Origin of the sequence: Pseudomonas sp. DP-17 (genome assembly GCF_022380625.1) — a bacterium.
Lineage (GTDB): Bacteria > Pseudomonadota > Gammaproteobacteria > Pseudomonadales > Pseudomonadaceae > Pseudomonas > Pseudomonas nitroreducens_A.
In genome coordinates this window covers 86,606-104,974 of sequence record NZ_JAKSXG010000013.1, presented here as the reverse complement: position 1 = coordinate 104,974, position 18,369 = coordinate 86,606, and the positions used below count along the sequence as shown (strand labels likewise).

The following is an 18,369-nucleotide window of genomic DNA, read 5'->3' as shown; positions in this document are numbered from 1 at the left end:
AAGGCACGGTGCCATGCGGTTCGCGAGCAAGCTCGCTCCTACAGGTTTGAACCCGGAGCACGCGTCGTCGAGCTCATCGGCGGATAACCGCAAGCGGTTATCCGCCCTACGTTTTCAACAAGATCGAGGTCCCCATGACCGACAGCTACTGGCTGCGCAATATCCGTCCGCTGGGCAATGCCGCGGAAGACTTCCTTATCCTTGACGGTCGCATCGCCGACCGTCGCCCCGCCGACACCGCCTCGCTGCAAGCGGACGACATCGACGGTGCCGGCCAGCTCCTGCTGCCGCCGCTGGTAGAGAGTCACTGCCACCTGGACAAGACCCTCTGGGGCCAACCCTGGCGCCCCAACAGCGCCGGCCCCACGCTCAAGGACTACATCGCCAACGAACGCCGCGTCCTGCGCGAGATCGAAGCGCCGATTGCCGAACGTGCCGGCGCGTTGCTGGAGCAGTGCATCGCCCGTGGCTCATTGACCTTCCGCTGCCACGTGGACATCGACCCCGAGCTGGGCCTGCGCCATGTGGTCGCGATGCAGGCGCTGCGCGAGCGGTACGCTGATCTGATCGACATGCAGTTCGTGGTCTTCCCGCAGACGGGCCTGGTGAGCCGCCCTGGTACCGCCGAGCTGATGCGCGAAGCGATGAAGCTGGGCGTGGAAAACGTCGGCGGCCTCGACCCCTGTGGCATCGATGACGACCCCATCGCCCAGCTGGATATCGTCTTCGGCCTCGCCGTGGAATTCGGCCGTGGCGTCGATATCCACCTGCACGACAAGGGTGAGCTGGGCCTCTGGCAGATCGCTCGCATCGCCGATTACACCGAGCGCCACGGCCTGCAGGGCAAGGTGATGATCAGTCACGCCTACTGCCTGGGCATGGCACCTTGGGAGCAGGTCGAGCCACTGGCCGAGCGGCTCTCCGAGCTGGGCATTTCCCTGATGAGCTCCGCCCCGGCCGATACCCCGGTGCCGCCGTTCCTCGCCCTGCGCGAAGCTGGTGTGAACCTGTGCCTGGGCAGCGACGGCATCCGCGATGCCTGGTCGCCCATGGGCAACGGCGACATGCTCGAACGCGCCATGCTGCTGGCCTTCCGCTTCGACCTGTGCAAGGACGACGACCTGGCCGCCGCCTTCGCTGCCGCCACTGCTAACGGCGCTCGAGCGCTGGGCCGGGAGCCGGCGCGCATCGAGGTCGGTGCGCCAGCGGACTTCCTCCTGCTGCCGGTCGAAACCCTCGGCGAGGCCGTGGTCGCGCGCCCGGCCCAGCGCCAGGTGTTCAAGGCCGGCAAGCTGATCGCCGAGCATGGCCGTCCTGTGGAGTCGCGCCGGTGAGCAATCCCCGCATCGGCCTGAAAGCCAGTTTCGTGGTCGGCTTTGATGGTCAGCAGCACGTGCTCTGGCGCCACGGCGAAGTGGTGTTCGAGGACGGCAGAATCCTCTTCGTCGGGCGCGGCTTCCCCGGCGAAGTCAGTCAGTGGATCGACTATGGCCACGCACTGATAGGCCCCGGCTTCATCGACCTCGACGCCCTGGGCGACCTCGACTCCACGGTGCTCACTCTCGACAACGGCGCCGAGTGGAAGATGGGCCGCGTGTGGTCCGAGGACTACCTGCGCGCCGGGCCGACCGAGTGCTACAGCCCGGACGAGGAGCTGCTCAAGTACCGCTACGCCTTCACCCAGCTGATCCGCAACGGCATCACCACCGCCATGCCGATCACTTCCATGTACTACCGGCGCTGGGCCGAGCACTACGACGAATTTGCCGGGGTCGCCGAGCTGTCTGGCGAGCTGGGCCTGCGCACCTATCTGGGGCCCTGCTACATGAGCGGGATGACATACGCCCGCGCCGACGGCACCCCTGCGCAGCACTGGGACGAAGCCGCCGGCCTCGCCGGACTGAAAGAGGCGGAGCGCTTCTTCCACGACTTCGACGGCGCCCACGACGGCCTGGTACGCGGTGCGCTGCTGCCGGACCGCATCGAAACCTGCACGCCCGCTTTGCTGGAGCGCACCGCCGCCGTGCAGCGCGAACTGAACGCACCGCTACGCCTGCACTGCTGCCAGTCGCGCTACGAAGTGGAACTGGTGCGCCGCCTGCGCGAAAAGTCCTCGCTGCAGTGGCTCGACAGCTACGGCCTGCTCAACCCGCGCAGCGTGCTGCCCCACGGCATCCTGCACAGTGGCGGTGACGAACTGCAGCGCCTGGCTGACAGCGGCACGAGCCTGGTGCATTGCCCGGTGGTGTTCGCCCGCGAAGGCGATGCGCTGGACTCCTTCGGCGCCTACCGCGCGCGCGGGATCAACCTCGCCATGGGCACCGACACCTTCCCGGCGGACATGCTCGACAACCTGCGCCAGGGCCTGAATATCGCGCGGGTGAAGGAGGGCGATGCCGAACACACGCGCATGCTCGACCTGTACAACGCCGCCACCCTCGGCGGTGCACAGGCGCTGGGTCGTGACGACCTTGGCCGCCTCGCCGTCGGCGCCCGCGCGGACATCACCGTGTTCCGCCTTGGCGACTTCCATCAGGGCCCGTTCTTCGACCCGCTGAAGAACCTGTTCACCGCCGGCCGCGGCGACGACTGCATCGCCAGCTTCATCGATGGCCGCAGCGTGATGCAGGACGGCCAGGTGATCGGCGTCGACTACGCCGACCTGCAGCGCTGCGCTGATGCGCTGTTCCAGAAGCAGATGCAGCACCACGCCGAGCGCGCCTTCGGTAACCCGCCGTGGCGCACGCTGTTCCGTTCCGCGATTCCCTTTGCCGATTCGTACAGCACCGCCGCACCGTTGCTCAACGCCCACGCACCCACTGCTTCGTGAAGGATCACCCCATGCTCAGCTTCGATTTCCAGCAGCTTTCTGCCCGCGAGAAATACAAGATCCTCATCGGCAGCGTGGTACCCCGGCCCATCGCCCTGGTCACCACCGTCGACGCCGAGGGGCGCGTGAACGCGGCGCCCTTCAGCTTCTTCAACGCCCTCTCTGCCGACCCGCCGATCCTCGCCCTGGGCGTGGAGAACTACAGCGACCTGAGCCCGAAGGACACCACGCTGAACATCCGGCAGAACCAGGAATTCACCGTGAACATCGTCTCCGACGCCCTGGTTGAAGCCATGAATGTCTGCGCCGTGCCCTTCGAACCGGGCTTCGACGAACTGGTCGCGGCCGGCCTCACCGCCATCCCCGGTAGCCGTGTCGGCTGCCCGCGCATCGGCGAGGCGCCGGTGGCGCTGGAGTGTCGGCGGATGATGGCGCTGTCCATCGGCCAGTCGCGGGAGATCATCCTCGGCGAAGTGCTGATGGCCCATGTGCGCGACGATCTGATCGACCCGGCCACGCTCTACATCGACCAGCTCGGCCTCGATGCCATCGGCCGTATGGGCGGACACGGCTATGCGCGCACACGGGACTATTTCGACCTGCCGACGCGTTCGTTGAAGCAATGGATGGAGGCTCCCGGCGCAGGACAGCGCCTCTGGCTCGAAACCGAAGAGCTCGCCTGAACCCTTGTAGGGGGGGGGCTTGCTTGCGAACCCGCCCAACGCCGAATTTTCCGGTGAATTCGTTCGCCAGCAGGCTCGCTCCGACACAAGACGTTCCGCAGAAATGAAAGCGCCCGGCATCCTGCCGGGCGTTTTCATTTCACTTCAACACTTACTGCTGATGCAGCTTCCACGCATCCCCGTGGGGAGCGGTGCCCTTGTCGTACGGGCGGAACAGGGTCATGTAGGCCAGGCCCAGGACGATCACGATACCGCCCACCAGGATGATCCCGTAGTTCAGGTACCAGGGCGCGTCCGGCGTGCGCGGCCAGGACATGTTGACGATGGCCAGGACTCCGTAGGTCAGCGCCAGGATGTTCACGATCCAGCCCCAGTTGCCCAGGGTGAAGGCGCCGCTGGGCTTCCAGCCACGTGCGCGGGCGAAGAGGGCGCCGCCGACGATCATCTGGAACGACAGGTAGATGCCGATGGCGGCGAAGCTCACCACCATGGCGATGGCGTTCTGCAGGTAGAAGCCGGCGCAGACGATCACGCTGGGGATCACGCCGCAAGCGATCAGCGCGGCGACCGGTACGTGGGTGTTGGGCGACAGGCGCTTGAGCAGGCCGCTGCCCATCACCATCTCGTCGCGGGCGTAGGAGTACAGCAGGCGGCTGGCGGCGGCCTGCAGGCTGAGCACGCAGGAAACGAACGAGACGATGATCACCGCCATCACCAGGCGAGCGCCGGTTACGCCGAACGCGTTGTCGAGGATGGTGGTCATCGGGTCCTTGTCGGCGCCGGAAATCACCGCCTGCATGTCCGGTACCGCGAGGATCAGCGCCAGGGCGGCGAAGATGGCTGCGCCGCCGCCGATCCAGATGGTCATGCGCATGGCCTTGGGAATACGACGGCTGGGGTTCGGGGTTTCCTCGGCGACGTCACCGCAGGCCTCGAAACCGTAGTAGAGGAACATCCCCGCCAGCGAGGCGGTGAGGAAGGCCGGCCAGTAGCTGCCGTCGATGCGGATGTCGAAGGTGTTGAACAGCACCGAGAACGGCTGATGGCGCTCGAAGATCAGCAGGTAGGTGCCGATCACCAGCGCGCCGAGCAGTTCACAGATGAAGCCGAACATCGCCACGCGGGCCAGCAGCTTGGTGCCGGAGAGGTTGAGCAGGGTAGCAATCACCGTCAGCGCCAGGGCAACGAAGGTGTTGGTCACCGGCGTGGACTCGAAGCCGAGCAGGGTGGCGATGTACGGGCCGGCGCCCAGGGCCACGGCGGCGATGGTTACGCACAGCGACACCGAGTAGATCCAGCCGACCATCCATGCCCAGCGCTTGCCCACCAGGCGTCGGGCCCAGGGATACACGCCACCGGAGATGGGGAATTGCGAGACCACTTCGCAGAAGATCAGGCACACCAGCAGTTGCCCGATGCCCACCAGCAGGTAGGACCAGAACATCGGCGGGCCGCCGGCGGCCAGGCACAGGCCGAACAGGGTGTATACGCCGACCACCGGCGAGAGGTAGGTGAAGCCCAGGGCGAAGTTCTGCCAGAGGGTCATGCTGCGTTCGAAATTGGAGGTGTAGCCCAGCGCGCGGAGTTGCTCCGCGTCGCGGTCCAGGGCAATGCCTGGCTGGATCGGACTGTTCATCGTGGTTGTCCTGTTTGAGGTTTTCGCGTCGGCAGTGCAACGGAAAGCGTTGTTGTTATTGTTCGGCGCGGGACCTGGCCGCGCGCCGTCTTCCTACAAACCTCAGGCCTGGTCGGTTACAGCTTGATCCAGGTGGCTTTGAGCTCGGTGTACTTGTCGAAGGCGTGGAGCGACTTGTCGCGACCGTTGCCCGACTGCTTGAAGCCGCCGAAGGGCGCAGTCATATCACCGCCGTCGTACATGTTCACCCACACGCTGCCGGCGCGCAGGGCGCGGGCGGTGAGGTGGGCCTTGGAGATGTCGCGGGTCCAGACCGCCGCCGCCAGCCCGTATGGGGTGTCGTTGGCGATGCGAATGGCCTCCTCGGCGTCCTCGAACTCGATGACCGAGAGCACCGGGCCGAAGATTTCCTCGCGGGCGATCTTCATGGCGTTGCTCACGCCATCGAACAGGGTCGGCTCGACGTAGGTGCCGCCGGTTTCCTCCAGCACGCGCTTGCCGCCAGTGAGAATCTTCGCGCCTTCGTCCTGGCCGGCCTGGATGTAGCCCAGCACCTGCTCCAGTTGGCGGCCGTCGACCAGCGCGCCGACGTTGGTTTCCGGGTCCAGCGGGTGGCCGGCCTTCCAGCCCTTGAGCGCCTCGACCACCAGCGGCAGGAATTTCGCCTTGATCGACTTCTGCACCAGCAGGCGCGAGCCGGCGGTACACACTTCGCCCTGGTTGAAGGCGATGGCGGCTGCCGCCGCATCGGCGGCGGCCTGAAGGTCCGGCGCATCCTCGAAGACGATGTTCGGGCTCTTGCCGCCGGCTTCCAGCCAGACGCGCTTCATGTTCGATTCGCCGGCATAGACCATCAGTTGCTTGGCGATCCTGGTGGAGCCGGTGAACACCGCGGTGTCCACGTCCATGTGCAGCGCCAGGGCCTTGCCGACGGTGTGGCCGTAGCCCGGCAGCACGTTCAGCACGCCGGCAGGGATACCTGCCTCAATGGCCAGCTGGGCGATGCGGATAGCGGTCAGCGGCGAGCGCTCCGACGGCTTGAGGATCACCGAGTTGCCGGTGGCCAGCGCCGGGCCGAGTTTCCAGGCAGCCATCATCAGCGGGAAGTTCCACGGCACGATGGCGGCGACTACGCCCACCGGCTCGCGGGTGACCAGGCCGAGCTGGTCATGGGAGGTGGCGGCCACTTCGTCGTAGACCTTGTCGATGGCCTCGCCGCTCCAGCGCAGGGAATCGGCGGCGCCCGGCAGGTCGACGTTCAGCGAGTCGCCGATGGGCTTGCCCATGTCCAGCGTCTCCAGCAGTGCCAGTTCCTCGGCGTGCTCTTCCAGCAGCGTGGCGAAGCGGATCATCACCGCTTTGCGGGTGGCAGGGGCTTCCCGCGACCAGACGCCGGAATCGAAAGTGGCGCGGGCACTCTGCACGGCACGCTCGGCGTCGGCGGCGTCACAGCTGGCGACCTTGGCCAGCAGGCGGCCATCCACCGGGCTGATGCAATCGAAGGTTTCGCCGGAAGCGGCGCCAAGGTACTCGCCCTGGATGAAGGCGCGGCCCTCGATCTTCAGGGCCTTGGCGCGGGCTTCCCATTCGGCGCGGGTTGGCTGGCTCATGCGTATCGCTCCTCGTTCTTGCTGTTGTGGGCGGAGACGGCCTGCGGACCGTCGCTGGCAAATACATTTGAAACCATATCTTATGTTTTTGCGGTTGCCAATACGGGGCGAAAAATGAGCGTTTGAAAGGGGTTTTCGTGGCAAAAGGCCTTGCTGAAAGTCCTGAAAGCGATTTAAAAATATGAAGACATAGTTTTGCGCGAAGCCGCAGGCGGGCTTGCCGGTAGACTTCGCCATCCTCTCCGGAACAGGAATATTCCGCGCTGGATGCGTCCTTGCTCCGCGCACTGCTGCCTATGAACGAATTCAGGAAAGTCCGCCCCGCCAGTTTCATGCGCCTGCGCCAGGAAGGGCGCACCGAGGAAGTCGCGCGCCGGCTGGTGGAAATGGTCGACCTCGGCCTCTACGCCGAAGGCGAGCAGTTGCCCAGCGAAAGCGAGTTGGCGATGCAGTTCGGCGTCGCCACCGTGACCCTGCGCGATGCCCTGGCGGAATTGCGCGAACGTGGCGTGATCGAGACCCGGCGCGGGCGCAACGGTGGCAGTTTCGTCTGCTCGCCGCAGCACACTTCCGAGGATGCCCTATTGGGGCAGCTGCGCCAGATGAGTGCGCTGGAGCTGCGTGACCTGGGTGACGAACACGTCGCCATCGCTGGCTCTGCCGCGCGCCTCGCCGCACAGCGCTCCACATCCGACGAGCAGGCGCGCATCGCTCAGTACCTCGATGCCCTGGCCAGCGCGACCACCCGGCAGGAACAGCGCCGTGCCGACGCGCGCTTCCATATCGAGATAGCCGTCGCTGCGCAGTCCGTGCGCCTCACCCACGCGGAGACGCGCCTGCAGGCGGAAATCGGCGAATGGCTGTGGCTGCCGGTAGATGGCTTCCCTGGCGCGGCGGTCATCGGACAGGAGCATCGCGCGATTCTCGAAGCGATCAGCGCCGGGGATTCGAACCTGGCCGGCGCGCTGGCCGAAGCCCACGTCACCCGCGGCATCAAGCGGTTGATCAACCTGCGTCTGAGCCTGCTGGCCGATGATGGCTGACTGGCACAGCGCTTGCTGTTTTCACGGAGCGCCCGGCAGGGCGCGCGCAATGACTTACCGAACCGACTCTGCGGGCCGCTCTGGCTCGCTTGATAACAAGAACAGCGAGGCCCCGGTCATGTCCAGCAATCAACCTGCGGATGAATTGCAGCGCTGCGCCCAGCGTATCGACGCTTCCATCCGTAACGTTTTCCAGCGCCTTGACGAGCTGGCAAGCGACGTCGTGGCGATCTGGCGCACGCTGGCAGAGGAAGGCAAGCGCCCGTCCTCCAAGGACCTCGGCGCCCTGCGCCCGCGCATCCAGCATGACCTGACCGATGACGGCACGCGCCTGCATGGCACCGGCGTGGTGATCGAGCCGGGCGAGCTGGCCGACCAGGAGATGTACCTGGAGTGGTGGTACCACGGCCGCGGCGACAAGGTCGTGCCCATGAGCCTGAACTTCAACCGGCGCAGCGAAAGCTTCTACAACTACCTCAACATGCCCTGGTTCTCCCGCCCACGCGCCAGCGGAGAACCCTCGGTAGTCGGGCCCTTCGTCGACCTCTATGGCACCGACCTGTACATCCTCGCCTTCTCCGTGCCGATTCAGGTGGAAGGCCGCTTCATCGGCGTAGCCGCCGCCGACATCGCCTTGCACGAGTTCGAAGGCGTGCTGCTGGGCAGCCTGATGCAGATGGGCCATGAGGCCCTGGTGGTGAACGGTGAAGGGCGGGTCGTTGCTGCCAATACCGCCAACTGGTTCACCGGCGACCTCGCCCGACGCACGCTGGCGCGCGATGCGCAGGGGCGCGAGCAGGAGCTGGCGGCGTCCTTCTCGCACTGGGCGGTCATTGAACGACCGCTGAACCGTCGTCTCGCCGGCGCCGCCTGAGGCTGCCAAACGCTGCGTAAACGGCTAGGCTAGGGCGGTTCCCTCATCGACGGATACCGCCATGAGCCAGTCGCTCGACACCCTCTCCGATTTCGAACCCTTGAGTGCAGTGGATGCCCGCGTTCTCGGGTGCCTGATCGAAAAGCAGCTCACCACCCCCGAAGCCTACCCGCTGACCCTTAACGCCCTGGTCACCGCGTGCAACCAGAAGACCAGCCGTGACCCGGTGATGAACCTCACCCCCGGCCAGGTCGGCCAGTCCCTGCGCCACCTTGAGGGCCGCGAGATGACCCGCCTGGTCATGGGCAGTCGCGCCGACCGCTGGGAGCAGCGGCTGGACAAGGCGCTGGAATTGGTGAAGCCGCAGGTGATCCTGCTCGGCCTGCTGTTCCTGCGCGGCCCACAGACCCTCAACGAACTGCTTACCCGCAGCCAGCGCATGCACGACTTTGATGATACAGAAGAAGTCCGTCACCAGCTCGAACGCCTCGCTGGCCGCGGCATAGCCGTGCAGCTTGAGCGCCAGGCCGGCCAACGTGAAGACCGCTACATGCACCTGCTGGGCACCGAGGAAGACCGCGAGGCCGCCATCGCCTCCAGCGGCAGCCGCTCCTCCAGCGAACGCAGCGATGCTGGTGGCCATGACGAAGGGCGTCTGGTTGAGTTGGAAGGCCGCATCGCGGCGCTCGAAGAACGCCTCGCGCTGCTGGAGCTGGGGATCTCCCGAGATTGATTCGGAAGATTCTTCTGACGAGCCGACCAAGGTCGGCCTTTCAGCCCGCTAATCCCGCGATAATATTTGCCGTCGATAGTTACGCTTTCCCCCGCTTCGCCCCGGAGTACCCCATGAGTCGCAAACCCTCCCAGGCCCAGCTGAGCGCCGTGCTCAGCCAGCTCACGGAAACCGACTTCAAATCCATCGGCGACCTCACTGGTCCCCGCGAAGCCAACCTCTTTGCCATCCGCGAACTGTTCCGCCAGGGACTGATCAAGGGCGTACTGATCGACGACCCCCTCGGCGCCGAAGACGACGACGGCCCCCTGCTGTGCAACGCCGAACGGCTTCGCCTGCGCAAGCCTTGCGTGGAAGTGGTGACGGAGGAACAGGCCCAACCGCTGATGCCGCGGCTGGGATTCCTGACGCTCTAGGCAAATCGCGGCCAAGAAAAAAGGCGCTGGGCTTGAGGCTCAGCGCCTTTTTCTTTGGATTTGGTGGAGCCGGGGGGATTTGAACCCCCGTCCGCCAGTTCTCCGCTGTCGGTTCTACATGCTTAGCCATCTCTATTAGGTTAACTCCTTGCGGCCCGAGTGGCAGGGCGCTTGGAGCGAGCTGTATGAGTTTTAGCCGTTACGTCTACAGCGAACTTGGCGGCGATCCTGTTCTATATGACAGACCTAATCTTCGGGTTTACAGGCATCCCCTAGGGTCTGCTAGCGGCACTTAGGCTGCTAGGGCGTAGTTGTCGTCGTTGGCAACTATAAAGTTGTGGCAGCTGATTTACGAGAACTGTCACCTACTCGGCATGCCCCTCGAGTTTTGTTACCGGCGTCGAATCCTAATCGGCCCCAAAACCTTTCAAGGTCGAGGTCCATTCTACGGTAAAGCCGCCCCGATAGCCACCCGGGGCGGCGCAAGGTGTTGTCAGGCCAGGAATTTCAGCACGGCTTCGGCCACGGCCTCGGAGGAGGCGGGGTTCTGCCCGGTGATCAGGCCGCGGTCTACCTCGACGTGGCTCTGCCAGTCGGGGCCCTTGCTGTAGCGAGCGCCGTTGGCCTTGAGCATGTCCTGGACGAGGAAGGGCACCACGTCGGTAAGGCCAACAGCGTCTTCCTCGCTATTGGAGAAGCCGGTGACGTGCCGGCCCTGCACGAGCGGCTGGCCATCCAGGCCGCGCGGGTGGCGGAACACGGCCGGAGCGTGGCAGACAGCGGAGACGGTCTTGCCGCTGGAGTGGAAGGCCTCGATCAGCGCTACCGAGGTGCGGTCCTCGGCCAGGTCCCAGAGCGGGCCGTGGCCGCCGGGGTAGAACAACGCGTCGTAGTCGTCGGCTTTCACTTCGCTGAGCTTCACGGTGTTGGCCAGCGCGGCCTGGGCTTCGCTGTCCTGGCGGAAGCGCAGGGTGGCTGGGGTCTGGGCGCCTTCCTCGTCGCTCTTGGGGTCGAGCGGCGGCTGGCCGCCCTTGGGCGAGGCCAGGGTCAGGCTGGCGCCGGCATCCTTGAACACATAGTAGGGCGCGGCGAACTCCTCGAGCCAGAAGCCGGTTTTCTTGCCGGTGTTGCCGAGCTGGTCGTGGGAGGTCAGGACTACCAGGATTTTCATGCTCACTCCTTCGGCGTATCGCTAGTCGTGCGGCTGCCGCCGAAACGGCAGCCCGGACTGTCAGTGTAGGCAATGAGCCGACCGCGTCAGCGCGACAGGGTGATACCCAGATAGGCGGCGTACAGCACGCCGTTGAGCATGAGTACCCAGATGGGCAGGCCAGCGCCGCGCTGGGCGTTGATCCGCAGCCAGAGCGCAGCGCCGAGGGTGACGAGCACGCCAGTGAGGACCTCGATTCGCGGCTCCCAAGGCGTGAGCAAGATGCCGATGGCGGGCAGCAGGGTGCCCTGGAACACCATGGCGCCGCTGATATTGCCGAAGGCCAGGGTGTCCTTGCCGCGGCGCACCCAGAGGATGCTGTTGATCTTCTCCGGCAGTTCGGTGGCGATGGGGATGATCAGCAGCGACAGCAACAGGGCAGAGATGCCCAGGATGTGCGACAGGCCTTCCACGCCATGGATGAAGCCCTTGGCGCCCAGCACCAGCAGCGCCAGGCCCAGCAACAGTTGCAGCAGGATGCTGGCGAGGTTGGTCGGCAGGCCGATGCGCGACAGGTACATGCGGTGGTCGGCTTCGGTGCCGTGGCCGTCTTCCACCAGGCCTTGCGATGCGCGCAGGGTCAGTGTGATGTAGCCGATGTAGGTGAGCACCAGCAGCATGCTGAGGGCGATGCGTACGCCGCGCAGTTCGGCCGGCACGAACATGGCGATGGCGGCGAAGCTGAAGGCCACCAGGAAAAAGTTCAGGTCGCGCTGCAGGCCGGTACGCTCGGGACGGATGCGTCCGAGCAGGCCGCGCCCGCGCCAGGCGAAGCAGGCCATCAGGCAGGTGGACAGGGTGGAGAGCATCAGCGGTGCGCCGAGGATCGCGCCGACACCGACTTCCTCGTTGAGGTTGACGTTGCTGGTGCCGGCGAACAATGCCAGCAACGGGATCAGGGTTTCCGGAAGGGCGGTGCCGACGGCAGCGAACAGCGAACCGGTGACGCCTTCGGAAATTCCCAGGCGCTCGCCGAAGTGTTCCAGGGCGTTAGTGAAGAGTTCGGCGGCGATCAGGATCACCAGCAGCATGCCGAGCAGTTCGAGAAGGAAGGTCAGCATGCGCGCGGCTCCAGGCGGGTGGAGCGAAGAGTGGGGTGGTGAATCACGGTGAAGCTCCCGGCCGGTGTAGTACCCATGACCACGCATCTCCCCGGCCGTTGCGGAGATCCCGTGGTCAAAGGTCTTGCCAGGCTCAGCTGCTGGCGACGCCATGGCCTGTGGGCCAAGTGTGTTGACGTCGCCCCCGTTCACGAAACGGTCGGCTACTCCCCAATGACGCCGCGCATTCTAGCGGATTGGCCGGGCAGCTCAACCCGGGCGTCACCAGGTATCGATCAGTGGGCGCTTTTTCCCCTGGCGCGGAGCAGGCCTGGGCGTCGATGCCAGCCCGCGCAGCAGCCAGCGGCGGGTGTCGGCCGGGTCAATGACGTCGTCGATCTCCAGGTAGCTCGCCATGTTCAGCCCCTTGCCGTTGCGGTAGGCGGCGGCCACCAGCTTGTCGAAGAGCTTTTGCCGTTCCTGCACGTCCTCGATGGCGGCCAGCTCCTTGGCGTAGCCAAGCCGAATCGCTCCCTCCAATCCCATGGCGCCGAACTCGCCGCTGGGCCAGGCCACGGTGAACAGCGCGGCGTGGAAGCTTCCGGCGGCCATGGCCTGCGCGCCGAGGCCGTAGCCCTTGCGCAGGACCACCGTGAAGAAGGGCACGGTCAGGCTCGCGGCAGTGACGAACATCCGTGAGACGTGGCGCACGGTGCCGGTCTTCTCTGCTTGCGGGCCGACCATGAAGCCGGGGGTGTCGCACAGCGAGATGATCGGCAGATCGAAGGCATCGCACAGTTGCATGAAGCGCGCGGCCTTGTCGCCCGCCTCGGCGTCGATGGCGCCTCCCAAATGCATGGGGTTGTTGGCAATCAGGCCGAAGGGCTTGCCCTCGATACGCACCAGCGCGGTGACCATGCCGGCGGCGAAATGCCGGCGCAGCTCCAGCACCGAACCGCTGTCGGCCAGTTGCTCGATGACCTGGCGGATGTCGTAGACGCGCAGGCGGTTCTCCGGCACCGCGTGGCGCAGCAGGCGCTGGTCGGCGCACTGCCAGTCTGGAGTGTCGCCCTGGAAATAGGCGAGGTACTGGCGGGCGATGCGGGTGGCTTCAGCCTCGTCTTCCACCAGGACGTCGATTACGCCGTTGGCGCTCTGTACGTCGCTGGGGCCGACTTCCTCGGGGGCGAACCTGCCCAGGCCGCCGCCCTCGATCATTGCCGGGCCGGCCATACCCAAGCTGGTATCGCGGGTGGCGATGATCACGTCGCAGCAGCCCAGCAGCGCCGCGTTGCCGGCGAAGCAGCGGCCGGAGACCACGCCCACCAGCGGCACCAGTCCGGAGAGTCGCGCCAGGCCGACGAAGCTCATGTTGTCCAGTCCCGCCACGCCGACGAAATCGGTGTCGCCCGGACGCCCGCCGCCACCTTCCGCGTAGAGCACCAATGGGATGCGCCATTGCTCGGCGAGGTGCAGCATGCGGTCGGTCTTCTTGTGGTTCATCACGCCCTGGGTACCGGCAAACACCGTGTAGTCGTAGGCCAGCACGAGGCAGCGCGCCTTGTCGTCGCCGAACTGCGCAGCGTTGATGCTGCCCAGGCCGCTGACCAGGCCGTCGGCGGGGCTGCTGGCGATCAGTTCCTCGACGCTGCGGCGACGGCGCTGTGCAGCGATGGCCAGCGCGCCGTACTCGATGAAGCTGCCGTCATCGAGCAGGTCGGCGAGGTTCTCGCGGGTGGTGCGCTTGCCGATCTTGTGGCGCTTGGCGACAGCCTCCGGACGTCGCTCGTCAAGGCCGATGGCGTGGCGCTCAATGACTTCGGCGAGGTCGGCGCGGAGGGCGTCGAGATCGATGGAGGTGCTGGTTTGATGGTCCTGCGCCTCGATATCCGCGGGCTCGACGAACAGCAGCGCGTCTCCCTCGCCGAGGCTGTCGCCCGGGGTGGCGGCGAGGCTGTGGACGATGCCACTGGCGCTGGCTTTCACTTCGAATTCCATCTTCATCGCCTCGACGACGGCGATGGCCTGGCCCTGGGCGACCGCATCGCCAGGGGCCACGCTCAGGCTGACCAGTACGCCTGCGCTGGGCGTAGCAAGCGGGAGGCACCCGGATGGCACTTCGGTGGTGCGCTGGGCTGGCGCGGTTGCACCGGCATGGCTGAAGAAGCGGTGCGGATGCGCATGCTGTTGTGCACCCAGTAGTGTGGCCAGGTGTTCTTCGATATAGCGGGTGGTGACCTGGTTGTCGGCCACTGCGCTCTGGCGCAGCAGATTGAGCAGCAGAGGGATGTTGCTCGCCACGCCTTCGAGGCGGAACTCACACAGAGCACGGTAAGCGCGCTGCACCAGTTGTGGATAACCACCGTTGCCGTGGACGATCAGCTTGGCCAGCAGCGAGTCGTAGCCGGCGCTGTTGCGGTAGCCGGCATAGCCGTAGCCATCCACGCGCAGACCGGGGCCGCTGGGCGGCTCGTAGGCGCTGAGGGTGCCGCAGGCGAGGTGGGGCGTGCCGTCGCTGGCGATGCTCTCCAGGTTGATCCGCAGTTGCAGGGCGTGGCCGCGTGGCGCCGGAATCTCGGCCTGGGTCAGGTTCAGTTCGGCGAGGCTGGCGCCGGCGGCGATGCGCAGTTGTGCCTGGACCAGGTCGATGCCGGTCACCGCTTCGGTGATGGTGTGTTCCACCTGCAGGCGTGGGTTGGCTTCCATGAATACGAAGTCGCCGCTGTCCTCGTCGATCAGGAACTCGAAGGTGCCCAGGCCTCGATAACCCACCGTTTCGGCCAGTCGCACGGCGGCGGCGAGGATGGCGCCGCGCAGGCGTGGGTGCAGGTTGGGGCTGGGGGCGATCTCCAGCAACTTCTGGTGGCGCCGCTGCAGGGTGCAGTCGCGTTCCCACAGGTGGCTGACGGTGCGGCCGTCGCCGATCACCTGCACCTCGATATGGCGGGCGCGCTGGATGAGGTGCTCGACGTACAGACGATCATCGCCAAAGGCAGCCCGGGCTTCGGCCTGGCAGCGGGCGTAGGCGTCAGTGATTTCCTCGAGGCTTCCCACCGCGCGCATGCCGCGTCCGCCGCCCCCGGCGAGGGCCTTGATCATCATGCTGGAGCCGGCGGGCAGTTCGCGGAAGAAGCGTTCGGCGTCCTCCAGGGAAGTGGCGCGGTTGCTGCCGGCAGCCAGTGCGACGCCGTGGTCGCGGGCCAGGTCGCGGGCGCGGGCCTTGTCGCCGAAGACGTCGAGCGCTTCTGCCGAGGGGCCGACGAAGGTGAGCCCGACGGCTTCGCAGCGGCGGGCGAAGCCGGCGTTCTCGGAAAGGAAGCCATAGCCCGGATGCACCGCATCGCAGCCGTGGGACTGAGCGATGTCGATGATCTGCTGCTGGTCGAGATAGGCGCTGGCGCCACGCCCTTTCAGGGCTGCGGCGTGGTCGGCCTGTCGTGTATGCAGCGAGGCGGCGTCGTCCTCGGCGAAGATCGCCAGCGTCTGGATTCCCAGCTCGGCAGCGGCGCGGGCAATACGGATGGCGATCTCGCCACGGTTGGCGATGAGCAGGCGGGTGACGGGCATGGCGATTCCGTTTTTGCTTCTTGTGGTCGGGAATCGCACCATCTTAGGGAGCGGGCGGGGCGGGGGAATGAACCAAGGCCTTGCGAATGGCGCAGGCTTCGTCTGCCTTATGGGCGGCGACCGGCTCGATGGCCGGTCGTCGCGACCGAGATCACCCGTTGGCTCCACCGTCGCCGGTGTTGTCCTTGAGCAGCTTGAGGGCTTTTTCGGTGTGCGCGATGCATTCCTTGGTGTTGCCGGCGGCCTGGGCCTGGGCGGCCTTTTCCTGCAGACGCATGGCCTGTTCCTGGGCTTGGGTGTTATTGGTGGTGGTTTTTACCGCGTCGTCGACTTTCTGCAGGTTGGTGCTGCACAGGTCGTCAGCAAAGGCCGGCGAGGCCAGCAGGGCGGCGGTAATGAGCAGGGCGGCGCGTTTCATGGCAGTTCTCCTGTCACGTTTGACCGATGGTCGGCGGACCGCATTAGCGGGTCGTACAGGGTGGACTGCGAATTTTTGCGCCGGGTTCAGAGTATTTGCCCAACGGTTGTCGGAAGCTCGACGCAGACGCCCAGGCCGGAGCCATCCAGACCCAGGTGCAGCGAGATGCGCCCGCGGTGGATCTCCACGATGCGTTTGACGATGGGGAGCCCCAGTCCGCTGCCGTTGCTGCTGGCGACGTTCGGGCTGCGATAGAAGCGAGTGAAGATCGCCGCTTGCTCGGCCGGGGCCACACCGGGGCCGTTGTCGCGCACCCAGAGGACCAGGCGATCGTGGTCGACCTCCAGGCTGACAGCCACGCGGCCGCCTTCGGGGGTATAGCGCAGGGCATTGCCGACCAGGTTGGTCAACATCACCCCAAGCCATGCGGCAACGCCACGCAGTTTGGCATCCTGGCTGTCCAGCGTCAGGTCGATCCGCTTGTCGATGGCCTGCGGCGCGAGGTCGGCGATGGCATCTTCGGCCAACAGCCGCAGGTCCACCGGGGCGAAGATTTCGTGCAGCTCTTCGGCATCGAGCCGCGCCAGCAGCAGGATCTGTTCCATCAGGGCGCTGATCCTCTCGACGCTGCGACTGACCTGCTGCAGACCATGGGCATGGGCTGCGGGATCGGACGAGCGCAACGCGACCTGGGCGTGTGTACGCAGGCTGGCCAGTGGCGTGCGGATTTCATGGGCGGCGTCGCTGGTCAACCGTCGCTCGGCCTCCATTGCCGAGTTCAGGCGCTCCAGCAGCAGGTTCAGCTCGTTGACCAGGCTGTGTACTTCCACCGGCGCCCGGCTCAGGGCCAGCGGATGGAGACTGTGGGCGCCGCGCTGGTGGACCTGCTCGATCAGGCTGCGCAATGGCGCCAGGCCCTGGCGCACGCCGAACCACACCAGCACGCCGAACAAGGGCAAGGCCAGCAGCAGTGGGAAGAGGGCGCTGAACAGCAGCAGGTGCAACGTCTTGTGGCGATAGTGCAGGTTCTCGAAGACCCAGATGCGCACTTCATCGGCCCCGGGCGTGTGCATCTGCAGGACGCGCCAGTTGACCTCGCCGCTGTACAGGTCGGAGAAGCCCGGTGGCTGCGCTTCTATGCCTTCGGGCGGTCTGCGCGTGGCAAGCAGCGGTTGGCCGCGGTACCAGATGGCGTAACCGAGGGTGGCTTCGCGGCGGACCAACGGCAGCCCTTCGATGGCCTTGCGGCTGCGGGCGAGGATTTCCATCGCGTCGCTGGACTGCGGGTCGATGGCGTCGGCGACATCGATCAGGCTCAGGGCGGCCTGGCCGAAGTCGATCATGTCCTGATCGTAGAGGCGGTCCACCTGCTCGCGGGTCAGGTGGTAGGTGAACAGGCCGGCCGCCAGCCACAGCAGGGAAACGCCGCCGATCAATGTCAGCAGCAGGCGGCGGCTGATGGAGCCGGCGCGGCGCGTGGTACTCAAGGCTGGGGCGCACCTTCCGGGCGGTCGATGCCGTAGCCGATGCCGCGCACGGTGCGGATCAGGCTGTTACCCAGCTTGCGCCGCAGGTGGTGGATGTGGACTTCGATGGCGTTGCTTTCCAGATCGCCGTCCCACCCATAGAGCGCTTCCACCAGGCGGGCTCGCGACAGCACCTTGCCGCGCTGTTCCAGCAGCAGGCGCAGCAAGGCGTACTCGCGGGGCGCGAGGTCGACCGGCGCGCCCGCCAGGCTGACCTTGTGGGTAGCCGGGTCCAGTGCCAGTTCGCCGTGTTGCAGCAGCGGCGCGGCGCGGCCCGTATGACGGCGGGTGAGGGCGCGGACGCGGGCGAGCAGTTCGTCGAGGTCGAAGGGTTTGGTCAGGTAGTCGTCCGCGCCCGCGTCGAGGCCGGCCACGCGGTCTGCCACCTTGTCGCGCGCGGTAAGGATCAGCACCGGTGTCAGGTCGCCGCGCCGGCGCAGGCTGCGCAGGACTTCCAGGCCGTCCTTGCGTGGCAGGCCGAGGTCGAGAACCAGCAAGTCGAACTCGTCGGTGGACAGCGCCTGATCGGCGGCTACGCCATCGCTCACCCAGTCCACGGTGTCGCCTTCCAGGCCAAGCCCGGAGCGGATGCCGTCGCCCAGCAACTGGTCGTCTTCTGCCAACAGGATTCTCATCGATGCCCCCTCAGCCGGCTCTGTGCAGCAGGATAGCCGGCGCCACTCATTTCGGGCAGAGGGTGGCGGCAGCGGATTAAGGCGCAGTTAACGAGTGAGGCGCGTTGCAGGGCGGATAACCTGGAACAGGTTACCCGCCGCCGGAGAT

Annotated in this window: 15 protein-coding genes, 1 other RNA gene and 1 riboswitch; of the genes, 7 read left to right on the top strand and 9 right to left on the bottom strand. The window is 66.1% G+C overall.

Features of this window, described 5'->3' with window-relative positions; translation table 11 throughout:
• The first annotated feature begins 134 nt into the window (after positions 1-134).
• Genes MJ122_RS20750 through MJ122_RS20740 form a run of 3 tightly spaced genes read left to right on the top strand, consistent with a single transcriptional unit; the run spans position 135 to position 3,513 of the window.
• Complete coding sequence (locus MJ122_RS20750) at positions 135-1,334, top strand: amidohydrolase family protein (RefSeq protein ID WP_239745890.1); 1,200 nt, start codon at positions 135-137, stop codon at positions 1,332-1,334.
• The gene (locus tag MJ122_RS20745) at positions 1,331-2,830 is read left to right on the top strand and encodes an amidohydrolase family protein (RefSeq protein WP_239745889.1); all 1,500 of its coding nucleotides are present in this window, start codon (positions 1,331-1,333) and stop codon (positions 2,828-2,830) included. The genes MJ122_RS20750 and MJ122_RS20745 overlap by 4 nt, the downstream gene beginning before the upstream one ends.
• 11 nt (positions 2,831-2,841) lie before the next feature.
• Positions 2,842-3,513 carry a flavin reductase family protein gene (locus MJ122_RS20740; protein WP_239745888.1) on the top strand — a complete coding sequence of 224 codons (672 nt, stop codon included), beginning with the start codon at positions 2,842-2,844 and terminating at the stop codon, positions 3,511-3,513.
• A 151-nt stretch (positions 3,514-3,664) separates the two neighbouring features.
• Here the strand turns inward: MJ122_RS20740 and MJ122_RS20735 are convergent, their stop codons facing one another.
• Together MJ122_RS20735 and MJ122_RS20730 are read right to left on the bottom strand one after the other, a co-directional pair.
• Positions 3,665-5,149, bottom strand: a complete 1,485-nt coding sequence (locus MJ122_RS20735; protein WP_088416355.1) for an amino acid permease — start codon at positions 5,147-5,149, stop codon at positions 3,665-3,667.
• A 116-nt stretch (positions 5,150-5,265) separates the two neighbouring features.
• Entirely contained in the window at positions 5,266-6,759 is a 1,494-nt protein-coding gene (locus MJ122_RS20730; RefSeq protein ID WP_239745887.1) for an aldehyde dehydrogenase, read from the bottom strand.
• Positions 6,760-7,091: 332 nt separating this feature from the next.
• Between MJ122_RS20730 and MJ122_RS20725 the strand changes: the two genes are divergently transcribed.
• From MJ122_RS20725 to MJ122_RS20710, 4 genes are all read left to right on the top strand, one after another.
• Entirely contained in the window at positions 7,092-7,802 is a 711-nt protein-coding gene (locus tag MJ122_RS20725) for an FCD domain-containing protein (protein ID WP_239746035.1), read from the top strand.
• 118 nt (positions 7,803-7,920) lie between these two features.
• Entirely contained in the window at positions 7,921-8,676 is a 756-nt protein-coding gene (locus tag MJ122_RS20720) for a cache domain-containing protein (protein ID WP_088416357.1), read from the top strand.
• 61 nt (positions 8,677-8,737) lie between these two features.
• A complete protein-coding gene (locus MJ122_RS20715; RefSeq protein WP_239745886.1) occupies positions 8,738-9,409 on the top strand; it encodes a YceH family protein in 672 nt (223 codons plus the stop codon).
• Positions 9,410-9,522: 113 nt separating this feature from the next.
• The gene (locus MJ122_RS20710) at positions 9,523-9,825 is read left to right on the top strand and encodes a hypothetical protein (protein ID WP_239745885.1); all 303 of its coding nucleotides are present in this window, start codon (positions 9,523-9,525) and stop codon (positions 9,823-9,825) included.
• 61 nt (positions 9,826-9,886) lie between these two features.
• On the opposite strand, the gene ssrA is transcribed toward MJ122_RS20710, so the two are convergent.
• The 7 genes from ssrA to MJ122_RS20675 all read right to left on the bottom strand — a co-directional run bounded on the left by ssrA (position 9,887) and on the right by MJ122_RS20675 (position 18,221).
• Positions 9,887-10,244, bottom strand: a transfer-messenger RNA (tmRNA) gene (gene ssrA / locus MJ122_RS20705).
• 74 nt (positions 10,245-10,318) lie between these two features.
• Positions 10,319-10,996 (bottom strand): type 1 glutamine amidotransferase domain-containing protein, encoded by a 678-nt coding sequence (locus MJ122_RS20700; RefSeq protein WP_239745884.1) that lies wholly within the window; start codon positions 10,994-10,996, stop codon positions 10,319-10,321.
• A gap of 86 nt (positions 10,997-11,082) precedes the next feature.
• Positions 11,083-12,096, bottom strand: a complete 1,014-nt coding sequence (locus MJ122_RS20695; RefSeq protein ID WP_239745883.1) for a sodium:calcium antiporter — start codon at positions 12,094-12,096, stop codon at positions 11,083-11,085.
• 52 nt (positions 12,097-12,148) lie between these two features.
• Positions 12,149-12,320, bottom strand: a riboswitch (yybP-ykoY riboswitch).
• Positions 12,321-12,357: 37 nt separating this feature from the next.
• Entirely contained in the window at positions 12,358-15,642 is a 3,285-nt protein-coding gene (locus tag MJ122_RS20690; RefSeq protein ID WP_239745882.1) for a carboxyl transferase domain-containing protein, read from the bottom strand.
• A 151-nt stretch (positions 15,643-15,793) separates the two neighbouring features.
• Positions 15,794-16,060 (bottom strand): hypothetical protein, encoded by a 267-nt coding sequence (locus tag MJ122_RS20685; RefSeq protein ID WP_017518972.1) that lies wholly within the window; start codon positions 16,058-16,060, stop codon positions 15,794-15,796.
• Positions 16,061-16,146: 86 nt separating this feature from the next.
• The gene (locus tag MJ122_RS20680; RefSeq protein WP_239745881.1) at positions 16,147-17,547 is read right to left on the bottom strand and encodes an ATP-binding protein; all 1,401 of its coding nucleotides are present in this window, start codon (positions 17,545-17,547) and stop codon (positions 16,147-16,149) included.
• Positions 17,544-18,221, bottom strand: coding sequence for a response regulator (locus tag MJ122_RS20675; protein ID WP_088416364.1), 678 nt, complete (start codon positions 18,219-18,221; stop codon positions 17,544-17,546). The genes MJ122_RS20680 and MJ122_RS20675 overlap by 4 nt, the downstream gene beginning before the upstream one ends.
• Positions 18,222-18,369 lie beyond the last annotated feature (148 nt).

Bases quoted from the DNA above. Each gene is read 5' to 3' on its own strand.
- MJ122_RS20750 (WP_239745890.1), top strand. From the start codon at position 135: ATGACCGACAGCTACTGGCTGCGCAATATCCGTCCGCTGGGCAATGCC.
- MJ122_RS20740 (WP_239745888.1), top strand. From the start codon at position 2,842: ATGCTCAGCTTCGATTTCCAGCAGCTTTCTGCCCGCGAGAAATACAAG.
- MJ122_RS20730 (WP_239745887.1), bottom strand. From the start codon at position 6,759: ATGAGCCAGCCAACCCGCGCCGAATGGGAAGCCCGCGCCAAGGCCCTG.
- MJ122_RS20710 (WP_239745885.1), top strand. From the start codon at position 9,523: ATGAGTCGCAAACCCTCCCAGGCCCAGCTGAGCGCCGTGCTCAGCCAG.
- MJ122_RS20720 (WP_088416357.1), top strand. From the start codon at position 7,921: ATGTCCAGCAATCAACCTGCGGATGAATTGCAGCGCTGCGCCCAGCGT.
- MJ122_RS20695 (WP_239745883.1), bottom strand. From the start codon at position 12,096: ATGCTGACCTTCCTTCTCGAACTGCTCGGCATGCTGCTGGTGATCCTG.
- MJ122_RS20725 (WP_239746035.1), top strand. From the start codon at position 7,092: ATGCGCCTGCGCCAGGAAGGGCGCACCGAGGAAGTCGCGCGCCGGCTG.
- MJ122_RS20735 (WP_088416355.1), bottom strand. From the start codon at position 5,149: ATGAACAGTCCGATCCAGCCAGGCATTGCCCTGGACCGCGACGCGGAG.
- MJ122_RS20690 (WP_239745882.1), bottom strand. From the start codon at position 15,642: ATGCCCGTCACCCGCCTGCTCATCGCCAACCGTGGCGAGATCGCCATC.
- MJ122_RS20700 (WP_239745884.1), bottom strand. From the start codon at position 10,996: ATGAAAATCCTGGTAGTCCTGACCTCCCACGACCAGCTCGGCAACACC.
- MJ122_RS20685 (WP_017518972.1), bottom strand. From the start codon at position 16,060: ATGAAACGCGCCGCCCTGCTCATTACCGCCGCCCTGCTGGCCTCGCCG.
- MJ122_RS20715 (WP_239745886.1), top strand. From the start codon at position 8,738: ATGAGCCAGTCGCTCGACACCCTCTCCGATTTCGAACCCTTGAGTGCA.
- MJ122_RS20675 (WP_088416364.1), bottom strand. From the start codon at position 18,221: ATGAGAATCCTGTTGGCAGAAGACGACCAGTTGCTGGGCGACGGCATC.